Source organism: Micromonospora sp. NPDC048843, assembly GCF_040649965.1.
Lineage (GTDB): Bacteria > Actinomycetota > Actinomycetes > Mycobacteriales > Micromonosporaceae > Micromonospora > Micromonospora hortensis.
Genome location: NZ_JBEZGJ010000148.1, coordinates 1 through 17943, shown reverse-complemented (window position 1 = coordinate 17943; position 17943 = coordinate 1). Strand labels below are relative to the sequence as shown.

Annotated in this window: 22 protein-coding genes; 10 read left to right on the top strand and 12 right to left on the bottom strand. The window is 70.5% G+C overall.

Annotated features, from left to right (window positions below; translation table 11 throughout):
• Positions 1–81 precede the first annotated feature (81 nt).
• The 4 genes from wrbA to AB0C20_RS27575 form a co-directional block, all read right to left on the bottom strand.
• On the bottom strand, positions 82–699 hold the full coding sequence (wrbA, locus tag AB0C20_RS27590) for an NAD(P)H:quinone oxidoreductase (protein ID WP_238686701.1): 618 nt from the start codon (positions 697–699) through the stop codon (positions 82–84).
• A 300-nt stretch (positions 700–999) separates the two neighbouring features.
• The gene (locus AB0C20_RS27585; RefSeq protein ID WP_091404117.1) at positions 1000–1368 is read right to left on the bottom strand and encodes a DUF3037 domain-containing protein; all 369 of its coding nucleotides are present in this window, start codon (positions 1366–1368) and stop codon (positions 1000–1002) included.
• Positions 1365–2123 (bottom strand): HipA family kinase, encoded by a 759-nt coding sequence (locus AB0C20_RS27580; RefSeq protein ID WP_357569061.1) that lies wholly within the window; start codon positions 2121–2123, stop codon positions 1365–1367. Before AB0C20_RS27580 ends, AB0C20_RS27585 begins: the two co-directional genes overlap by 4 nt.
• 64 nt (positions 2124–2187) lie before the next feature.
• Entirely contained in the window at positions 2188–2628 is a 441-nt protein-coding gene (locus tag AB0C20_RS27575) for a hypothetical protein (protein ID WP_357178163.1), read from the bottom strand.
• A gap of 119 nt (positions 2629–2747) precedes the next feature.
• On the opposite strand from AB0C20_RS27575, the gene AB0C20_RS27570 reads away from it, so the two are divergent.
• Positions 2748–3857: a winged helix DNA-binding domain-containing protein gene (locus AB0C20_RS27570; RefSeq protein ID WP_357569060.1), complete on the top strand. Its 1110-nt coding sequence runs from the start codon at positions 2748–2750 to the stop codon at positions 3855–3857.
• 11 nt (positions 3858–3868) lie between these two features.
• Here AB0C20_RS27570 and malQ read toward each other — a convergent pair whose 3' ends face one another.
• From malQ to AB0C20_RS27545, 5 genes are all read right to left on the bottom strand, one after another.
• Positions 3869–5869 carry a 4-alpha-glucanotransferase gene (malQ, locus tag AB0C20_RS27565; RefSeq protein WP_357569059.1) on the bottom strand — a complete coding sequence of 667 codons (2001 nt, stop codon included), beginning with the start codon at positions 5867–5869 and terminating at the stop codon, positions 3869–3871.
• A 177-nt stretch (positions 5870–6046) separates the two neighbouring features.
• Complete coding sequence (gene ugpC / locus AB0C20_RS27560; RefSeq protein ID WP_357178172.1) at positions 6047–7255, bottom strand: sn-glycerol-3-phosphate ABC transporter ATP-binding protein UgpC; 1209 nt, start codon at positions 7253–7255, stop codon at positions 6047–6049.
• Positions 7256–7265: 10 nt separating this feature from the next.
• On the bottom strand, positions 7266–8102 hold the full coding sequence (locus AB0C20_RS27555) for a carbohydrate ABC transporter permease (protein ID WP_357569058.1): 837 nt from the start codon (positions 8100–8102) through the stop codon (positions 7266–7268).
• Between the two features lies 1 nt (position 8103).
• The gene (locus tag AB0C20_RS27550) at positions 8104–9099 is read right to left on the bottom strand and encodes a sugar ABC transporter permease (RefSeq protein WP_357569057.1); all 996 of its coding nucleotides are present in this window, start codon (positions 9097–9099) and stop codon (positions 8104–8106) included.
• The gene (locus AB0C20_RS27545; RefSeq protein WP_357178180.1) at positions 9096–10382 is read right to left on the bottom strand and encodes an ABC transporter substrate-binding protein; all 1287 of its coding nucleotides are present in this window, start codon (positions 10380–10382) and stop codon (positions 9096–9098) included. Before AB0C20_RS27545 ends, AB0C20_RS27550 begins: the two co-directional genes overlap by 4 nt.
• A gap of 213 nt (positions 10383–10595) precedes the next feature.
• Between AB0C20_RS27545 and AB0C20_RS27540 the strand changes: the two genes are divergently transcribed.
• The 4 genes from AB0C20_RS27540 to AB0C20_RS27525 are packed head-to-tail and all read left to right on the top strand — an operon-like array spanning position 10596 to position 12439.
• Positions 10596–10973 carry a PadR family transcriptional regulator gene (locus tag AB0C20_RS27540; RefSeq protein WP_210817082.1) on the top strand — a complete coding sequence of 126 codons (378 nt, stop codon included), beginning with the start codon at positions 10596–10598 and terminating at the stop codon, positions 10971–10973.
• Positions 10974–10976: 3 nt separating this feature from the next.
• On the top strand, positions 10977–11672 hold the full coding sequence (locus AB0C20_RS27535) for a hypothetical protein (protein WP_357569056.1): 696 nt from the start codon (positions 10977–10979) through the stop codon (positions 11670–11672).
• Positions 11673–11720: 48 nt separating this feature from the next.
• Positions 11721–12044 (top strand): hypothetical protein, encoded by a 324-nt coding sequence (locus tag AB0C20_RS27530; protein WP_266305026.1) that lies wholly within the window; start codon positions 11721–11723, stop codon positions 12042–12044.
• The gene (locus tag AB0C20_RS27525; protein ID WP_238686690.1) at positions 12041–12439 is read left to right on the top strand and encodes a hypothetical protein; all 399 of its coding nucleotides are present in this window, start codon (positions 12041–12043) and stop codon (positions 12437–12439) included. The genes AB0C20_RS27530 and AB0C20_RS27525 overlap by 4 nt, the downstream gene beginning before the upstream one ends.
• A gap of 18 nt (positions 12440–12457) precedes the next feature.
• On the opposite strand, the gene AB0C20_RS27520 is transcribed toward AB0C20_RS27525, so the two are convergent.
• Positions 12458–12679 (bottom strand): flavin reductase, encoded by a 222-nt coding sequence (locus AB0C20_RS27520; protein ID WP_357178191.1) that lies wholly within the window; start codon positions 12677–12679, stop codon positions 12458–12460.
• A 313-nt stretch (positions 12680–12992) separates the two neighbouring features.
• On the opposite strand from AB0C20_RS27520, the gene AB0C20_RS27515 reads away from it, so the two are divergent.
• The 5 genes from AB0C20_RS27515 to AB0C20_RS27495 all read left to right on the top strand — a co-directional run bounded on the left by AB0C20_RS27515 (position 12993) and on the right by AB0C20_RS27495 (position 15720).
• A complete protein-coding gene (locus AB0C20_RS27515; RefSeq protein WP_357569055.1) occupies positions 12993–13793 on the top strand; it encodes a helix-turn-helix transcriptional regulator in 801 nt (266 codons plus the stop codon).
• Positions 13787–13969 (top strand): DUF397 domain-containing protein, encoded by a 183-nt coding sequence (locus AB0C20_RS27510; protein WP_203121782.1) that lies wholly within the window; start codon positions 13787–13789, stop codon positions 13967–13969. The genes AB0C20_RS27515 and AB0C20_RS27510 overlap by 7 nt, the downstream gene beginning before the upstream one ends.
• Positions 13970–14075: 106 nt before the next feature.
• Positions 14076–14780 carry a VOC family protein gene (locus tag AB0C20_RS27505; RefSeq protein ID WP_357569054.1) on the top strand — a complete coding sequence of 235 codons (705 nt, stop codon included), beginning with the start codon at positions 14076–14078 and terminating at the stop codon, positions 14778–14780.
• A gap of 185 nt (positions 14781–14965) precedes the next feature.
• On the top strand, positions 14966–15397 hold the full coding sequence (locus AB0C20_RS27500) for a hypothetical protein (protein ID WP_124816226.1): 432 nt from the start codon (positions 14966–14968) through the stop codon (positions 15395–15397).
• Between the two features lie 47 nt (positions 15398–15444).
• On the top strand, positions 15445–15720 hold the full coding sequence (locus tag AB0C20_RS27495) for a hypothetical protein (protein WP_112674526.1): 276 nt from the start codon (positions 15445–15447) through the stop codon (positions 15718–15720).
• A gap of 13 nt (positions 15721–15733) precedes the next feature.
• Here AB0C20_RS27495 and AB0C20_RS27490 read toward each other — a convergent pair whose 3' ends face one another.
• Positions 15734–16519, bottom strand: a complete 786-nt coding sequence (locus tag AB0C20_RS27490; RefSeq protein ID WP_357569053.1) for a L,D-transpeptidase family protein — start codon at positions 16517–16519, stop codon at positions 15734–15736.
• Between the two features lie 410 nt (positions 16520–16929).
• Positions 16930–17640: an HAD family hydrolase gene (locus tag AB0C20_RS27485; RefSeq protein WP_357569052.1), complete on the bottom strand. Its 711-nt coding sequence runs from the start codon at positions 17638–17640 to the stop codon at positions 16930–16932.
• Between the last annotated feature and the right edge of the window lie 303 nt (positions 17641–17943).

Sequence of the window (17943 nt, the reverse complement as noted above, 5' to 3'; positions counted from 1 at the left end):
ACGCGGCACCAGGAAGCCACGCACCGGCTTCGTCCTACGCGCCGAGCGCCCGCGCCGCCGGTCGCCCTCGTTTGTCAACCGTCAGCCGGCCAGGCCCGCCTTCAGCGCGGCACCCAGCTGCACGGCGCGCCGGGCGGTCAGCGCGCAGGCCCCGAGCGCCACGGCGTCCGGGGCGATCTCCCCGTTGTTGCTCGTGTGCGAGGCGCCGTACGGGTTGCCGGCGATGAACTGGCTGGTGTCGGTGTAACCGGGGGTGACCACCACACCGCCCCAGTGGTAGAAGACGTTGAAGAGCGAGGTCAGCGTGGTCTCCTGCCCGCCGTGCGAGGTGCCCGTCGACGTGAAGGCGGAATAGACCTTGTTGACCAGCCCGCCCTGGCTCCAGAGCGGGCCGGTGGTGTCGATGAACTGCTTCAACTGGGCGGCGATCATGCCGTACCGGGTCGGCGCACCGAAGATCGCCACGTCGGCCCAGGTGAGGTCGTCGAGCATCGCCTCGGGCACATCCTGGGTTTCCAGGTGGTGCGCCTGCCAGCCGGAGTTGGAGCGGATCGCCTCGTCCGGCGCCAACTCGCGCACCTTGCGCAGGCGCACGTCGGCGCCGGCGTCCCCGGCGGCCTCACACACGGCCTGCGCCATCTGGTAGGTGGTGCCGGTGGCGCTGTAGTAGATCACCGCTACCTTGGTCTGGGCAGCCATCAGAGTGTCCCCTTCTCGTCTCGGATCAGCTCCCGCGACTACCCGCTGCGGACGTGCTCTAACGACAGCCTCCGGCGCGGCCGGCCACCGGTCCGCCGGCTCAAGTTTTCCGCAACTTCCCGGTCGTTCCGGCCCGACGTCGCGCGCGGACCGCGATCCTGGTGCCATCGGTGCCGGCGGGTTCGAGCCGCCGCCCCGCACCGGGCACCTGAACGGGGGATCGCGCTCCGCCGGCAACGGCGCTGGCGTAGCGCGATCAGGGGACGATCACCGCTCCCGCGCCCCTGCCCTCGCCTCGGCTCAGCGGACCAGGGTCGCCATCAGCCGGTCCAGCTCGGCCGCCGGGTCGACGGTGAGACCGGTGTGCACCGGCCCCGTCTGGATCATCGTGCTGCGCGGCGCGGCCAGCCAGTGGAACCGCTCACCGAGCCGCATCCGGGTCGCCGGCCCGTCACCGGAGCAGGTCCGGTCCCAGGAGTCGAGCACCGCGGCCACCGCCGGCAGGTCGACGTCGGGCGCCAGCGCGCGAACCCGGTCGGCGTCCAGGTGCGTCCGCGCGGCCAGGAAGTCGCGCTGCTGGCAGTAGAGCAACACCCCCACGTTGATCTGCTCACCGCGCTCGATGCGCGGCACGAGCCGGATCAGCGCGTACTCGAAGGGTTGCCTCATGCCCCGCTCCCCGATGGCAGCCAGTCGGCCGTGCGGGCGACCCGGCGGGACAGGTGATCCAGGTACGCGCCGCGCGCCGCGTCGGCCGTCTCGAAGTCGGCGGCGGTCAACCACTCCCCCGGCACCAGGGCCAACACCTCGGTGAGCAGCTCCGGGGTGACCTGGGGGGCCAGCTCGGCGTCGGCCTCGGCCAGCCGCGACGTGTACGGCGCCAGCACGTGATCCTCCGCGCGGTAGGCCCGGTGCACAGCGGCCTCGGCGCGCGGCCAGTTGTGGTGGAAGTACAGCGAGGCGCCGTGGTCGATCAGCCACAGCTCGCGGTGCCAGACGAGCAGGTTCGGGTTGCGCCAACTCCGGTCGACGTTCTCCACGTACGCGTCGAACCAGAGCACCCGGGAGGCCAGCGCCGGGTCGACGGGGTGCGCCACCGGGTCGAAGCCCAGCGCCCCGGGCAGGAAGTCCATCCCAAGGTTGGCGCCGCCGCTGCTGCGCAGCAGCTCCTGCACCTCCTGGTCGGGCTCGGCCCGCCCGATCACCGGGTCGATGTCGAGGACCACCAGCGGCGGCACCCGCAACCCCAACCGGCGCGCCAGCTCACCACAGATCACCTCGGCGATCAGCGCCTTGGGCCCCTGCCCGGCGCCGCGGAACTTCGCCACGTAGGTGCCCAGGTCGTCGGCCTCCACCACGCCCGGCAGCGACCCACCCTCGCGCAGCGGGGTGACGTAACGGATCGCGGTGACCTGACGGAGCACGCCGCCCACCCTACTGGGGCCGACCGGGACGGGTGGCGGGCCGGCCCAGACCGGCACGAGCGGGTCAGTCGAGCTTGTCGCGCAGCTTGTCGACCTGGGTCTGCAGGCGATCCACAGCGTTGTCGTTGTTGACGAACGTGGTGATGCCCGCGGCCAGGCCGAGCCCGATCAGCACGGCCAGGATGCTGAGCACCAGGCCGCCGATCGACACGCCACGACCGGTGACCCCGGGTCGGCGCGCCATCTTGAGGCCGACGATGCCGAGGATGATCCCGATGATGCCGAGCACCAACCCCAGCCAGGCGAGGATCGCCGTCAACACGCTGAACAGACCGGCCACTCCGAACACCAGGGCGAAGGTCGCCGCGGCGCTCGTCTTCGCGCGCGCGTCCCCCCGATGGCCACGGGATCCGGCCGTTACGCCGGCGCCCCGCGCCGGCTCGCTTGCGGCAGTCATGAGATTCCCTTCCGTACGCGCGGCGCGCGCACTTCCGGCGAGCCGCATTCCCCCGACGACCGCCGTTACGCCTCCCACCAGCAGGAGTGTCGGTGGTCGGCCCTAGGCTGGCCACCCGGCCACCCAACCGGCCTTGCTGGCCACCCGGCCACGAAACGGAGCGCCCGATGCCTGTCGACCTCAGCGCGGCAGACGCGCTGGCGCTGCGGATGACCAGCCTGCTGCTGCGCCCACACCCGAGCACCCACCCCGGCACCGTCGCCGAGGTGGTCGAGTGGTTCGGCGCGATGCAGGCACAGGACCTGGCCAGCGGGCTGTGGTCGCTGGGCGCCCGGCTACCCGGTCAGAGCGTCACCGACGTGCAGGCGGCGTTGGAGCGACGCGAGGCGCTGCGCACCTGGCCGATGCGGGGCACCGTGCACCTCGTCCCGCCCGCCGACGCCCGCTGGATGCTGGAGCTGACCGGCGTACGATCCCTGGCCGGCGCGGCGACCCGGCGGGCGCAGCTCGGGCTGACCGAGGCCGACGCGGACCGGGCGGCGGAGGTCCTCGGCGCCGCGTTGGCCGGCGGCGGTCGGCTGACCCGCGCGCAGTGCCTGGCCACCCTGCGGGCGGCCGGCCTGGGCACCGACGGGCAGCGTGGCTACCACCTGCTGTGGTATTCGAGCGTTCGCGGCGTGACCTGCGTGGCGCCGAACGTCGGCACCGAACAGACCTTCGCCCTGCTCGACGAGTGGGCACCCACGTCCCACCGGCTGGAGCGGGATGAGGCGCTGTCAGTGCTCGCCCACCGCTACGTTCGCGGGCACGGCCCGGTCACCGACCGCGAGTTCGCCGGGTGGAGTGGCCTCACAGTGACCGACGCCCGGCGCGGCCTGGCCGCCGCCGACGACGCGCTGAGCACGGTACGCGTCGACGGCACTCCGATGTACGTCGACGCGGCGGTGGCCGACGCGCCACGCACCGCGCCGGACGACGTGCTGGCGCTGCCCGGCTTCGACGAGTATCTGCTCGGCTTCCGGGACCGCACGCTGATGCTCGACCCCGCCCACCAGGCGGCCGTCGTGCCGGGCAACAACGGCATCTTCCAGGCCACAGTGGTCCGCGCCGGGCGCGTGGTGGGCGTGTGGAAACGCAAGGTCGGCCGCACCGCTGTCACAGTGACGATCCAGCCGCTCAGGGCGCTCGACGTCGCCGCGCGGGCCCGGGTGGAGCAGGCGCTCGGGCGCTACGCCGACTTCCTCGGGCTGCCGGCCCGCTTCGACTGGCTGACCTGACCCGGTGGCGGTTACTGCCGCGGCGGTGCCGGGTCGGCCGGTCGTGGGCGGGCGGCGCTGAGCAGGTCGACGATCCGGGCCACCCGGGGGTCCGCGCGGATCTGCGCCACGCTGGCCGGCAGCGGCAGCCGCCAGTTCGGATACTCGTCGACGGTGCCCGGCATGTTGGGTTGGCGCACCTCACCCAACACGTCGTAGAGGGAGACGCCGAGCAGCCGGGTCGGGCTGGCCGCGAGCGCGGCGTGCATCGCCACCACCACCTCACCGTCGTCGGGCGTGGTTGCCGGTTCAGCCGACTCGGACCCCGGCGTCGGCTCGGGCAGCAGGTTCTCGGCAGCCAACATCGTGAGCAGCCGGTCCCGATCGGCGGTGGCGCGGGCCCGCTCCACCGCCACGTCGGTGCCGAGCAGCTTCAACTCGTCGCGCACCCGCACGTGCTCACCGGTCAGGAACCCCGGCGCGGTGGGCAGGTCGTGGGTGGAGATGGTGGCGAGGGCGTTTCGCGGCCACCGGGCCGGCGGGACGAAGTCACCGGCCTCGTCGCGTGCGAACCACAGCACTGTCGAGCCGAGCATGTTGCGCCCCCGCAACCCTCGGGTCACCGCCGGTTGGACGGTGCCGAGATCCTCGCCGACCACCACAGCGCCGGCCCGGTGCGCCTCCAACGCGAGGATGCCGAGCATCGCCTCGGCGTCGTAGCGCACGTAGGTGCCCTCGGCCGCGCCGCCGCCCGGCGGCACCCACCACAGTCGCCACAGGCCGGCGACGTGGTCGACCCGCAGGCCACCGGCGTGCCGCAGGACGCGGCGCAGCATGTCCCGGTACGCGGCGTAACCGGTGGCGGCGAGCCGGTCCGGGCGCCACGCGGCGAGCCCCCAGTCCTGACCGAGCTGGTTGAAGTCGTCCGGTGGCGCGCCGACCCGCACGCCCTGGGCCAGCACGTCGGCGAGCTGCCACCCGTCCGCGCCGCCCGGGTCGATGCCGACGGCCAGGTCGTGCACGACACCGACCGGCATCCCCGCCGAGCGGGCCGCCGCCGTGACGGCGTCGAGCTGCTCGTCGCAGAGGTGTTGCAGCCAGGCGTGGAAGGCGACCCGGTCGGCGAGGCGGCGACGCTGCTCGGCGACCGCAGGGGCGTCCGGGTGGTGCAGCTCCGCCGGCCAGGCCCGCCAGTCGTTGCCATGCCGCTCGGCGAGCGCGCACCAGGTGGCGAAGCTGGTCAGCGCCGGGTCCGCGGCAAGATCCATCGGCTGGGCGTACGGGTGCAGCAACTCCAGGGCGCGCCGCTTGGCGGACCACACCTCGTCGTAGTCGATCAGGGGCCCCCGGTCGGGACGCAACGCGTCGACCACCGCACGGGTCGCCGGGTCGGCCGCCCGGTACGCGGCGGTGTCGCTGACCCGCAGGTAGAGCGGATTGACGAAGCGTCGACTGGCTGGCGAATACGGCGAGGTGGCCACCGGGTGCGCCGGCCCGACCGCGTGCAGCGGGTTGAGCAGCACCAGACCCGCCCCGTTGGCACCGGCCCAACCGGTGAACTCGGCGAGATCACCGAGGTCGCCCATGCCCCAGGAACGCTCCGAGGTGAGCGCGTAGAGCTGGAGCATCCACCCCCAGCTCGACGGCGGCACCGGCAGCCGGCGCGGCACCACCACCAGTGTCACCTCGCGGTCGGCGCAGGTCAGCCGGTGCCAACCCAGCGGCAGGTCGGCCGGCAACTCACCGTCGACCGCGCGGCGGCCACCGTCCTCCAGGGTCACCACCCCCGGGCCGGGCAGCGCCCGGCCGCGACCGTGGGTGAGCACGACAGTCTCCGGAAGGGCACTCCGGTCGACGGCACGGGCGGCGACGAGCGCGTCGGCGATCGCCGACGGGCTGGTGGCGTCCACGCCGAGCAGCCCCAGCACACCCACCACGGTCTCCGGTGCGACATCGACGCGGCGGTGCCGCCAATCCTCGTACCAGGTGGAAACACCGTGCGCGTTTGCCAGCGCGGCCAATCGTCGATTCATCCCGCCCCCGCCTCACGACGAAACCTGCAACCACCCTGCCACGCCAGCCCACACGCCGCAGGACACGGCGCCCCGCGCGCCCTCGCCGCGCCGATCTTGCACTTTCTGTCCCGACAGAAGGGGCAATCCATCTCATGCCGACAACCGAAAGTGCAAGATCGGCGCGAAAATGGGGCGTCAGTCGGCGAGCGCGCCGGCGGCCCGACCCTCGTGCAGGGTCAGGTTGCGGCCGTTGGCCGGGTCGAACAGGTGGATCTTCTCCAGGTTGAACCAGACTCGGCGCGTCTGCCCCTCGGCTACCGGGGACTCGGCTGACAACCGGGTCACCAGATTGCCGCCGCCGCCGGCGAAGTCGGCGGCGCCCGCGTCGGCGGCCAACTCCTCCAACTCGGCGGCGCTGGCCTTCTCCCCCTCGACCGTGAAGTAGACGTACTTGTCCGAGCCCATCGACTCGACGATGTCCACCGGCGCCTCGAACTCCATGCCCCGCCGACGGGTGTCGTCGTCGACCAGTTCGGCGTCCTCGAAGTGCTCGGGCCGGATGCCGAGGATCAGCTCACGGGGCGCGTCGGCCGCCTCCAACTCCCGGCGGACCCGGTCACCGATCGGCACCGTGCCCAGCGCGGTGTGCAGCTCGCCGTCCTGCACGGCGGCGTGCAGGAAATTCATCGACGGCGAGCCGATGAAGCCGGCAACGAAGAGGTTCTTCGGGTTGTCGTACAGCTCCTGTGGCGGCCCGACCTGCTGCACCGCACCCCCGCGCATGATCACCACGCGGTCGCCGAGGGTCATCGCCTCGGTCTGGTCGTGGGTGACGTAGACGGTAGTGGTGCCGAGCTGCTTCTGCAGGCGGGACACCACCGTGCGCATCTGCACCCGCAGCTTGGCGTCGAGGTTGGACAACGGCTCGTCCATCAGGAACGCCTTCGGCTGGCGGACGATCGCCCGGCCCATCGCCACCCGCTGACGCTGGCCACCGGAGAGGTTGGCCGGCTTGCGGTCCAGCAGCGAGGTCAGCTCCAGCACCTTCGCCGCCTCGTCGACCTTGCGGTCGATGGTCTCCTTGTCGAGCTTCGCCAGCCGCAGCGGGAACGCCATGTTCTCCCGCACTGTCATGTTCGGGTACAGCGCGTACGACTGGAACACCATGGCGATGTCCCGGTCCCGGGGGGCCTTGTCGTTGACCCGCTGCCCGGCGATACGCAGCTCACCGGAGCTGATGTCCTCCAGCCCGGCGATCATGTTGAGGGTGGTGGACTTTCCGCAGCCCGAGGGCCCGACCAGGATCACGAACTCGCCGTCGGCGATCTCCAGGTCGACGTCCTGCACGGCGACGGTCCCGTCCGGGAAGCTCTTGCTCACCTTGTCCAGCACGATGTCAGCCATGACTACCCACCTATCCCTTTACCGCGCCGGAGGTCAGACCGGACACGATGCGACGCTGGAAGAAGAGAACGAACAGGATGATCGGAACGGTGATCACCACGGCGGCGGCGCAGATCGCCCCGGTGGGGTCCTCGAACTGCGACGCACCGGTGAAGAACGACAGCGCGGCCGGCACCGTGCGGGAGCGCTCGGTCGAGGTCAGCGAGATGGCGAACAGGAAGTCGTTCCAGCAGAAGATGAAGACCAGGATCGCCGTGGTGAACAGCCCGGGTGCGGCCAGTGGCGCGATCACCCGGCGGAACGCCTGGGCCTGGGTGGCGCCGTCCATCTTCGCTGCCTTCTCCAGATCCCACGGGATCTGCTTGAAGAACGCCGACAGCGTGTAGATCGCCAGCGGCAGCGCGAAGGTGATGTACGGCAGGATCAGCCCCAGCCAGGTGTCGAAGATCTTGAGCTGACGCTCGATCTCGAAGAGCGGCGACACCAGTGACACCTGGGGGAACATCGCGATCAGCAGGGAGACGCCGACCAGCAGCTTCTTACCGGGGAAGTCCAGCCGGCTGATCGCGTACGCGGCCATCGCGCCGAGCACCACTGCGACCAGCGTGGCGATCAGCGCGACGCCGATCGAGTTGACCAGCGCCCGGACGAACTGGTCGGTGTCGAAGATGGTCCGGTAGTTGTCCAGCGTCCATTCGCGGGGGATGAAGTTCCCGTCGGTGAGGGTGGCCGGTGTCTTGAACGACAGCGACGCGATCCACAGCACCGGGACCAGCGCGAAGACGACCACGAGGACGTCGAGCAGACCCCAGCGCAGCTTTGCCCTGGTAGTGGTTTCGACAGCCATGTCAGCGCCTCTCTCCGTCGTCGCTGCCCGGAGCAGCGGTGCCGAACAGCTTCACGAAGACGAAGGCGATGATCGCCACGGTGATGAAGATCAGCACCGACATCGTCGAACCGATGCCGAGGTTGAGGCCCCGGATCAGGTTGTTGTAGGCGAGCATCGACACCGACGACGTCTCGTTGCCTCCGGCGGTCAGCACGAAAATGTTGTCGAAGACCCGGAACGCGTCAAGGGTGCGGAACAGCAGCGCGACCAGGATCGCCGGCTTCATCACCGGCAGCATCACCTTGGTGAACTTCTGCCAGGCGGTCGCGCCGTCGGTGGAGGCCGCCTTGAGCAGGTCCTCGGGGACCAGCGCCAGCCCGGCCATCAGCAGCAGCGCCATGAACGGGGTGGTCTTCCAGATCTCCGCCAGCATGATGATCGCCAGGGAGCTGGCCCGTTCGGTGAGCGGCGCGCCGTCGCTGAACAGGTCGGCCAGGTAGCCGGTGCCGGGCGTCCAGGCGTACCGCCAGGAGAACGCGGCGACCACCGTGACGATCCCGTACGGGATCAGCGCCGAGGTCCGGACCAGGCCGCGCCCGATGATGGTGCGGTGCATGATGATCGCCAGGCCCATGCCGAGCACCAGCTCGACGGCCACGGTGACCACCGTGATCAGCATGGTCACCCCGAACGCCGTCCACCAGAACTCGTTGGTGAGCACAGTGACGTAGTTCTCCAGCCCGATGAACTCACGCTGGTCGGGGAAACGCAGGTCGAAGCGCTGCAACGAGAGCCAGACCGAGTAGATGATCGGGTACGCGGTCACCGCGATCATGACCAGCGCGGCCGGCGCGCAGAGCAGCAGGCCGAGCCGGCGTTCGGCCTTCTTGTTCTCGCTCAACGGGGGCTTGCGACGGCCACCACGCTGGGTGGGCACTGTGGCGCGCCGGTCGGTGGATTCGCTGGTCTCGTCGGCGGCGACATCGGCGCCGGTCGGCGTGGCGTTGATGCTCACGGCAGGACCCCCTTGGATTGGAGGGCGTCGGCGATGGCGCCGCGCAGCTCGTCGGCGGTCTGCTGCGGGCGGATGCCGGACGGCGGCGACAGGATCGCCGACATCACTGTGGAGATGCTCTGGTAGGCGGGGGTCAGCGGACGCGTCGCCGGTTCCTTCAGCTCCTCGAGGATGGTGTCCTTCATCGGGTACGCCTCGGTCATCTCCGGGTCGTCGAAGACCGCCTCGATGGTCGGCGGCACACCGTCGTTGATGGCGGAGAACTTCTGGTGCTCGGCGCTGCGGATGCACCGGGCCGCCTCGAAGGTCTGCTCCGGGTGCTTGGAGTAGGAACTGACCGCCAGGTTGACCCCACCGATGGTGACCTTGCTGGGGGTGCCCTCGTCGATGCCCGGGATCCGAGCCCAGCCGACCTGCTTGGCCAGCTCCGGGTTCGCCTCCTGGAGAGCCGGGTAGACGAACGGCCAGTTCACCTGGAACGCGCCCGCGCCGGACTGGAACTCCAGCCGAACCGGGTCCTCGGTGGCGTTGCTGAACGACGGCGAGGTCACGCCCGACGTGGCGAACTTCTTCAGCTGCTCCAACGCCCGGACCGTGCCCTCGTCCATCACGGCCTTCGTGCCGTCGTCGCTGAGGATCTTCCCGCCGGCGCTTTCGGCAAGGGTGTTGTAGAGGACGACCAGACCCTCGTACTGCGCGCCCATGGTGAGCACCTGGTACGGCTTGCCCTGGTCCTTGAGCTGCTGGGCCGCGCTGATCATCTGGTCCCAGGTGGTCGGCGGCTGCGGCACCAGGTCCTTGCGGTACCAGAGCAACTGGACGTTTGTGTTCTTCGGCGCCGCGTACAACTTGTCCTCGTACCGGGCGGTGTCCAACGGCCCGGCGAGGGTGCCCTGCTCGACCTCGGCCTTGTCCTGGCCGGTCCACTCGCGGATCCAGTCGGCGCTGGCGAACTCCTGGGTCCAGGTGACGTCCAGCCCGAGCAGATCCATCCCGCTGTCCTCGGCGGCCAGTCGGCGCACCATCTGCACCCGCTGGTCGTCGGCCTGCCGGGGCAGCACCCGGTAGGCGATCTCGTACCGTCCCTGGGCCTGCGCGTTGCAGTCGTCGACGACCTTCTGCAGGTTTTGCTCGGGCGGGTAGTACAGGTTGATCGTCGGTGGGCCACCAGCGTCGTCCGCGCCACACGCGGCCAACGGCGCCACAAGTGCCAGCGCGGCAGCCGCCGCGCCCAGCCGAACAACCGGCCGGCGTCGGTGTCGAGCCGTTTCGGGGTCCGTCATCGCCCTCCCCCTCTCCTCGGCGAAAGACCGGGGAGGGCATCCGTGCCCCGGCGCACGGCGAGCCGATCCCGAGCCGGCAAGCTGCGGAAACTCCGGCCCGGATGCTCTGTAGCGGCTACTCTGCCCCACCCGTGAAGTCGCGAAACCTGGCTGTCACAGCGGAAGTCCACACCGCTATATCGTGACGCCGAATAGCAAGGTAGTATGTGTCGCATGGTAGCGGCGGAGAGCCAGTCCATCGACGACAACGACCGGCAGACCCAACTCCTGCGGGGCGCGCTGGACATGTGCCTGCTGGCGCTGCTGGCACGCGAGCCAGCGCACGGCTACGAGCTGGTTCGGCGAATGGAGACGGCCGGCTTCGGCGCCATCAGCTACGGCACCATCTATCCCCTGCTGACTCGCATGCGCCGACTCGGCCTTGTCGCTCACGAACAGCAGGTCAGCCCGACCGGCCCGCCCCGAAAGGTCTACGCGCTGACCGGGTCCGGTCGGATCCACCTGGATGCCTGGCAGAAACAGTGGAACCGCTTCACCGACACCGTCGACGCCGTTCTCTGTCCGCTCGACCACAACCCCACGAGGAGTTGACCCATGGACACCATCGACCGCCTTCTGGGCGAGGCCGACCAGACGTGGCGCGGGGACGGGGTCGGCTCGGCCGATCGGGCGGCACTCGCCGCGGACCTGCGCCTCGACCTACGGGCCGCGGCTGCCGACGGGGGCGATCCCACGCAGTTGATCGGCGATGACGTGGCCGGCTTCGCGCGGCGGCTCGCCGACGAGGCTGGCGTCCAGCGGGTGCGTGGCGACTACGGCCGCATTCTCGGCACCGCGCTGATCGGCGCGCTGCTCGGTGTCGTGCTCGGCTTCGGCCTCCTGATGGCGGCCTACCCGGCCTTCGTCCGCATGGTCGACATCCCCCGCTCGATCGACGTACCGGTCCAGCTCGCCGTCGCCGTCTACTACGGCATACCGGCCGCCGTGGTCGTCACGGGAGCGGTCATCGCGGTGCGGACCCGGCTTCGCGACCTGCCCAGGATCCGGCGGACGGCTCAGTTGATGAGCGTCCTCATGCCGGTGGCCGGCATCGTCATCACGCCGATCACCGTCGCCTTCGCCTGGACCACCGACTACAGCGCGGCACCGCCGGTGGTGATCGCGGAGATCGCCATGGTCCTGGCCGCGCTCGCGGGCGCCACGGTGCTGGCGCGTCGCTTGTCACTGCGCGAGGGCCGGACCGACTCCGACACCTCGCACCCGGAAGCCACCAGAGTCAACCCCGCCTGACGGTACGAGCAGCGCCAGTCCGGAGTATGACAGGTGTAAGCTGCGCGTATGACAGAGCCTCAGCGCCGCTTCACGATCTCCGTCCCCCCAGACGTGAGTCAGATCCTGGAGAGCCAGGGCAACCGCATGGCCAGTGCCTACGTCACCGAGTCGGTGCGTCGGCGCAAGCGGGTGGAGCAGCACAAGGAGTTGTTGCTCGCCGCCGGCATTCACATCACTGAGCAGGGTGTGGCCGAGGCTCGGGCCCGCCGCCTGGGCGTGGAGGCTGAGTGGCCTGCGGAGCGGTTCGAGGCGGAGCGCGCCAAGATCCGCGCCGCCATGGAGGCCGAGATGAACGGTGACGACACCGCGCCCCGCGCCGACGCCGCATGACCTCGGAGACAACACCACCAGTTCGGCTCATCCTGGACCGGTCGGCCCTGCTGGGATACGCCGTCCTCCGGACGGTGCACGTGGGCGAGCCCGTCCACGAGGTGATTGAGGACGGGGTGCGGTTCGGGGTGCCGGTGGTGGCAGCGACCGAAGCGTTGACCATGGCGACCGGCAAGGACCTGGCCCTGCTGCACAAGCTGCTGGCCTTGACTTCCTGCGCGCTTCTACCCGAGCAGGCGGAGGATCTACCGGAGCTGACCTTCTGGCAGCGCAGGACCCGCCGTTTCGACCTGGCCGCAGCCGCCGTGGCGGGCCTGACCCACGACGCCGCGGTGCTGACCAGTGAGGGGCCCGGATACTCCGACGGGGTGCCACTGATCCCCTTTCCGGGATGAACGACGGCTGCCCGAGCGTCAACCCCGGGCCCTGGCCCAGGAGAGGAAGCGCTCGGTCATCCCGGTCGGCGGATGATCCGGGTGGAGTTGGGTGAGCTGGTTCGTCGCCTCGTGCATCAGAGTGCCGAGGTAGATCAGCAGCGCGGTCCGGCTGGTCCGGTACTCCGTCAGCAGGGCGAGCTTGGCCGGTTGGCAGGGCCACTCGGCGCCACAGTTGCGGCACCGCCACAGCGGGCGCATGGCGACATGCGGGACGGGCGGCCGGACCACCATCACCGCCACCACGTCGAGGGCTGCTGGCCTGTCGGGGTGAGCACATCGACCTCCTCGGGGACGGGGACGGGGCCGCTCCCGCAAGGGGGAAACGGGAGCGACCCCGGAGGGCAGGGCCCACCGCCGCCATTCCGGCCACCAGCGGACCCGCCACTGGTGACAGTCTGGTGATGAGGCGACTACCGTCGATACGTGCTCGCGCCATCTGTGCAGCTCAGCGGTCCAGGTGAGCACCCATGACGGACACGCCGAGCCAGACTGAGCGAAGGTTGGGGAATCGATGGGGACCGTCACCGACTACGTGCTGGAGGAACTGCGTCTGTTCCGGACGGGGTCCGGGCTCAATCAGGACGACTTCGGCCGGGGCATCGGCTATTCGGGTTCGCACGTCAGCTCGGTGGAGACCGGCGGGCGACCGCCCACGAAGGAGTACATGAGGGCTGTCGACACCCACCACCAGACCGGCGGACGCTTCCTCCGCATGCTGGACGGGTTGGCCCGGCTCGACGCCGAGCCGGCCTGGCTGCGCGAGTGGATCGAGTTCGAACGGGAGGCCACCACGCTGCGCTGGTTCGAGTTGGCGTACGTGCCGGGCCTGCTCCAGACCGAGCGGTACGCCCGCGCGACGTTGGCCGGTGGACGGTTCGACGCCGAGGACGTGGACCGGATCGTCGCCTCCCGGCTGGAGCGCCAGGCGATCCTGCAACGCCCGCGCCCGCCGCAGCTCATCGCCGTGCTGGACGAGGCGGTGCTGCGCCGACCGGTGCTCGACCAGCCGGGTCTGATGGTCGAGCAGTGCGAGCACCTAGCCCAGTTGACCGCGGCGGAGCATATCCAGGTGCACATCGTCCCGACGGATGCTGGGATGTACCTGGGGCTGGCCGGTCAGTTCATCATCGCCGAAATGCCGGACGGTGAGCGGGTAGCTCACGCCGACAACCAGCTCACCGCGCAGTTCGTCGATGCACCGACCGACGTCGCTAAGCTGGCGAAGACGTGGGAGATCGTGCGGAACGAGGCGCTCCCCCGCCGGCAGTCAACCGAGCTGATCAAGGAAGTGGCGAAGTCATGGGCATGCTGACCCCACAGTGGCGAAAGTCGACCCGGTCCGGCGGCAACGGCGGATCCTGCGTCGAGGTCGCCGACAACCTGCCGAGCGTGGTGCTGGTGCGCGACACCAAGGACCGCGACGGCGGCACCCTGCACGTCGACCCGACGGCCTGGAAGGCGTTCGTCGAGTACGCAAAGCAACACTGAGCGCGAAACTCGGAGACCGGGTCCGGTCGAAGCGCTGAGCGGCAATGACTCCGCCACGCGGCGCTTGGTCCACGGGCGCCCCGCCCGGACCGGGCATGCTGGGACGATGATCGCGCGCTTCAAGGACCTCTGTCTGGACGCCGCCGACCCGCTCGCACTCGGTGCCTTCTGGGCCCGGATGCTCGACGGTGACGTGGCCGATGCCGGTGACGACGACACCCGGGTGGACCCCCGCTCGGCGCGCTCCGACGCCGAGTCGATCTGGGTGAACAAGGTGCCGGAGCCTCGGGTCGGCACGACTCGCGTACACCTGGATCTGCGGTTGGCCGACGCGGACCCGGCGGCGCTGCTCGCGGACGGCGCCCGGCTGGTCCGCGAACCGGGCGGCGACGCGTCCTGGTGGGTGTTGGACGACCCGGAGGGCAACGAGTTCTGCGCGTTCCCGGCCCGCGACGGCACCCGACCGGGCCCGTTCGAGCTGGTCGTCGACTCGGCCGACCCGGCGGCGCAGGCGACCTGGTGGGCCGGGGTGGTCGGCGGCACCGTCGAGCACGAGCCGAGCACCTCGTCGGTGGTCGGCGCGTCCGGGTTCCCCTGGGAGTACTGGGTGTTCGTCGGGGTGCCCGAGCCCAAGACGGTCAAGAACCGGCTGCACTGGGACGTCGACCTGGTCGACCCGGAGCCGATGGCGCTGATCGCGGCGGGCGCGACCCTGCTGCGGGAGCCGCTCGACGAGTCGCACTGGTGGTGGGTGCTGGCCGACCCCGAGGGCAACGAGTTCTGCGCCTTCGCCCCACGCCCTACCGGGTGAACGACCGACTACCGAGCGCGGGCGTCGTCGGCTAGCGTTTTCCTAGCGCCGTAGCCGGCGCGTTCGCCGCCGCCGTCGACACGCCTCCGGCCGACCCCTGCCTGCCCGATCGGTTGGTAATCGCGGGAACGTCCCACCGCCGCTCCTCCGGTTCGGCAGGATCGTCCCAACGAGGAGGTGCCGTCGTGCAGGACACCCGCGCTCTCGCCCTGACGTTCGAGGTGAGCGGCCTGCCACCGGTCAAGACCGAAGCGTTGTCCATCTTCGCCGCCGGGCACCGGCAGGCGACGAGGGTCCGCACCCTGCTCCAGGCCGCCCTCGCCGCGGCTCAGCGCACCGGCTGGACGCCGTTGCCCGGGCCGATCGAGGTGGACCTGGTGTTGCGCTGCCCGCCCGGGCACCGTACGTCCGACGCCAGCACCCTGCTCGGCGGCGTCTGTGCGGTGTTGCAGGACAAGAAGCGGGTGTCGACCATCGGCCTCGCCCACCTCGGCGTCCTGGTGGACGTCGCCCTGTACGACGACGACCGGCAGATCCGCCGGTTGTCGTACCACGAGGAACCGGCGGAGGAATTCTCGTACCAGGTGCGGGTCGCCGCCGTACCGACCGGGGTTTGACCGACGTCCGTGGTGGGGTATCGCGGACGCCGACGAAGGGAGCACCGATGTCGGAGCCACATGTCACGCTCGACCCCCGCGGGCTCGATCCTGTGCAGCAGAAGCTGCGCGGCCCGCTGGAGGAGCAGCTGACCTCGGCGCTTCAGGCGGCCACCGACCGGGTCCGCTCCGGCTACGCCGGCGAACCGGTCGAGCAGGTCTGCCAGCGACTGTTGGAGGAGACCCGCTCCGGGTTGCATCCCGACATCGCTGCCGGGTTCAACCCGGACATGGACGAGTTCTGCCGGGTCGCGGTGTCGATCGTCCGGCGCGAGGCCGGCTGAGCCGCGGCGGCTCTCAGTATCGGCTGAGCTGGGCGTACGGGCTGAGCACGATGCGTGGCGACAGCGCCGGGTCCAGCCAGTTGAGCACGTCGACCAGGTGATCGTTGGCGAGGGAGACGCAACCAGCGGTGGCGTTGCCGGCGCTGGTGCTGAACTGGTGCAGGAAGATTCCGCTGCCCGCGTTCGGCACCGGCTTCGGCACGTTCGGCGGCATGTTGTAGGTGATCACCGCGAAGTGCGTGTACGCGGGGACCTCCTTCCACAGTGCTTCGCTGGCCCCGCCCGGGTTGGTCGCACTCTGCTGGAAGGTGTTGTAGAGCGCTGACGACGGATTCTCGTTCCACCAGTCACCGCTGACCAGCCGGTGGTAGGGGAATCGCACGCCCGGGTTGGCGGCGATGCCGTACATGGTGGGGCCGATCGAGTAGACGCCGGTCGGCGTGGTCGGCACACCCTCCACGTGGTTGTCGCTGAAGCCCTTCGAACCGATCCGGGCGGGCAACGACGCCGAGGCCGGCTGCCAGGTGCTCCGGACCCGCACGAACGCCTCCAGCGTGGCGTAGGTGGTGGTGTAGCTGCTGGCCCCGACGATGATCACCTGCTTCGTCTCCGCCGGCAGCGTGCTCAATGCGCTGGCGCGGTTGTGGGGCTGCCACTTCGGCAAGGGTCGCTGCACCGCGGCCGTGCCCCAGCCCGGCCGCAGCGGCCCGTCCGCCGCGAGCGCGGGCGCGGCCGGGGTGAGCGCCGCCGGGGCGACCAGACCGGCCGCCGCGCCGAGGAGGAGAGATCTGCGCTTCATGCCGCCATCCTGACAGTCGAACCGGCGCGCGGTCTGCCCCGCTCGCAACGGTAGAACGATTCGCGGGCCGGGTCAGGACCGGGTCCGCAACTACCCGGCCCTGACCCTCGGCCGTCCGGCAGGGAAGCGGGCAGCTCCGGCACCCCGCCGCGCGGGCGTGGCACGACGCCACGCGCCAGAACGGGGTGAGCCAGCCACTTCGCACTCAGCTCCACGGTGCTCACCCGCCGAACGCCGACGCGCCCCCGACACACCCCGAAGGGCCGTGAGCGCCGGACCAGGCTAGGCGGGCTCCGACCGGCCGGACAAGCCGCGTCGGACGACCGGCGGCAGGACTGATCCCACGCTCAAAATCGGGCAGGTCGGCGTAACGCGACCATGATCGCCGACGCTGTTCGGTTTCGGTACGGTCAGAAGTGGCGCAGCAGGTCCCGGAACGCGGCGAGCCGCAGCACCCCGTCGTCGGTCGGGTCCAGCTCGTCGTCCTCCAGCACCCAGGTGTTCGCGTTCGGAATGAACACCGCGTTCAACCCGGCGGCACGCGCCGGCAGGATGTCGGACTTCGGGGAGTTGCCGATCATCCACGCGCCGTCCGGCGCGAAGCCGTGCTCCCGAGTGAGCCACCGGTACGTGTCGACGTTCTTCTCGGCGACGATGTGCGCGGCGCCGAAGTGGTGCAGCAGACCGCAGGCGTCCAGCTTGCGCTGCTGCTCCTCCTGGTCGCCCTTGGTGAGCAGCAGCAACTCGTGCCGGCCGGCCAGCTCGTCGAGTGCGTCGGCCACCCCGGGCATCAGCTCCACCTGGTGCTCGACGAGGGCCACCGCCAGCCGGTCGATCTCCTGACGTTCGGTGTCGGTGGCCGGCCGCTCGCGCAGCCGCTCCAGGCACTCCGCCAGGCTGCGCAGGAAGACCTTGCTGCCGTACCCGTGCGCCACCGCGTTGGCCCGCTCGATGTCGTCGAGAACGACCCGCAGCGCGGCCCGGTCCAGGGTGGGGTGGTCCAGCCAGCCCAGGAAGTCGTCGATCACCCGCTCGAAGACGACGTTGTTCTCCCACAACGTGTCGTCCGCATCAAAGATCAACACTTGCGCCTGTCGTCGCGCCGCCACGTCGACCGTCATGCCATGCCCTCCCCGTGCAACAGCCCCCAAGGCCGAGAGACAGGATAGGCGGGAGATCGATGGGAGATCTTCCTGATTTTCGTGAACCGTTCCGGCGCGGCCGTCGTCGAGCGGAGGCGACATCCATGATGATTCCCGCCCAGGTTCGGGACGGCTCGTGAGGAGTACGGCATGGTCACCAGAAAGTGGGTCACCGGCGCGGCGATGCTGGCCTGCGCCAGCGCGCTGGTGGCGTGCCAGGGCGGTGCTGGGGCTACGAGCACGCCGGCGTGCGTACCGTCGACGTGCACGTGCGACGGCTGC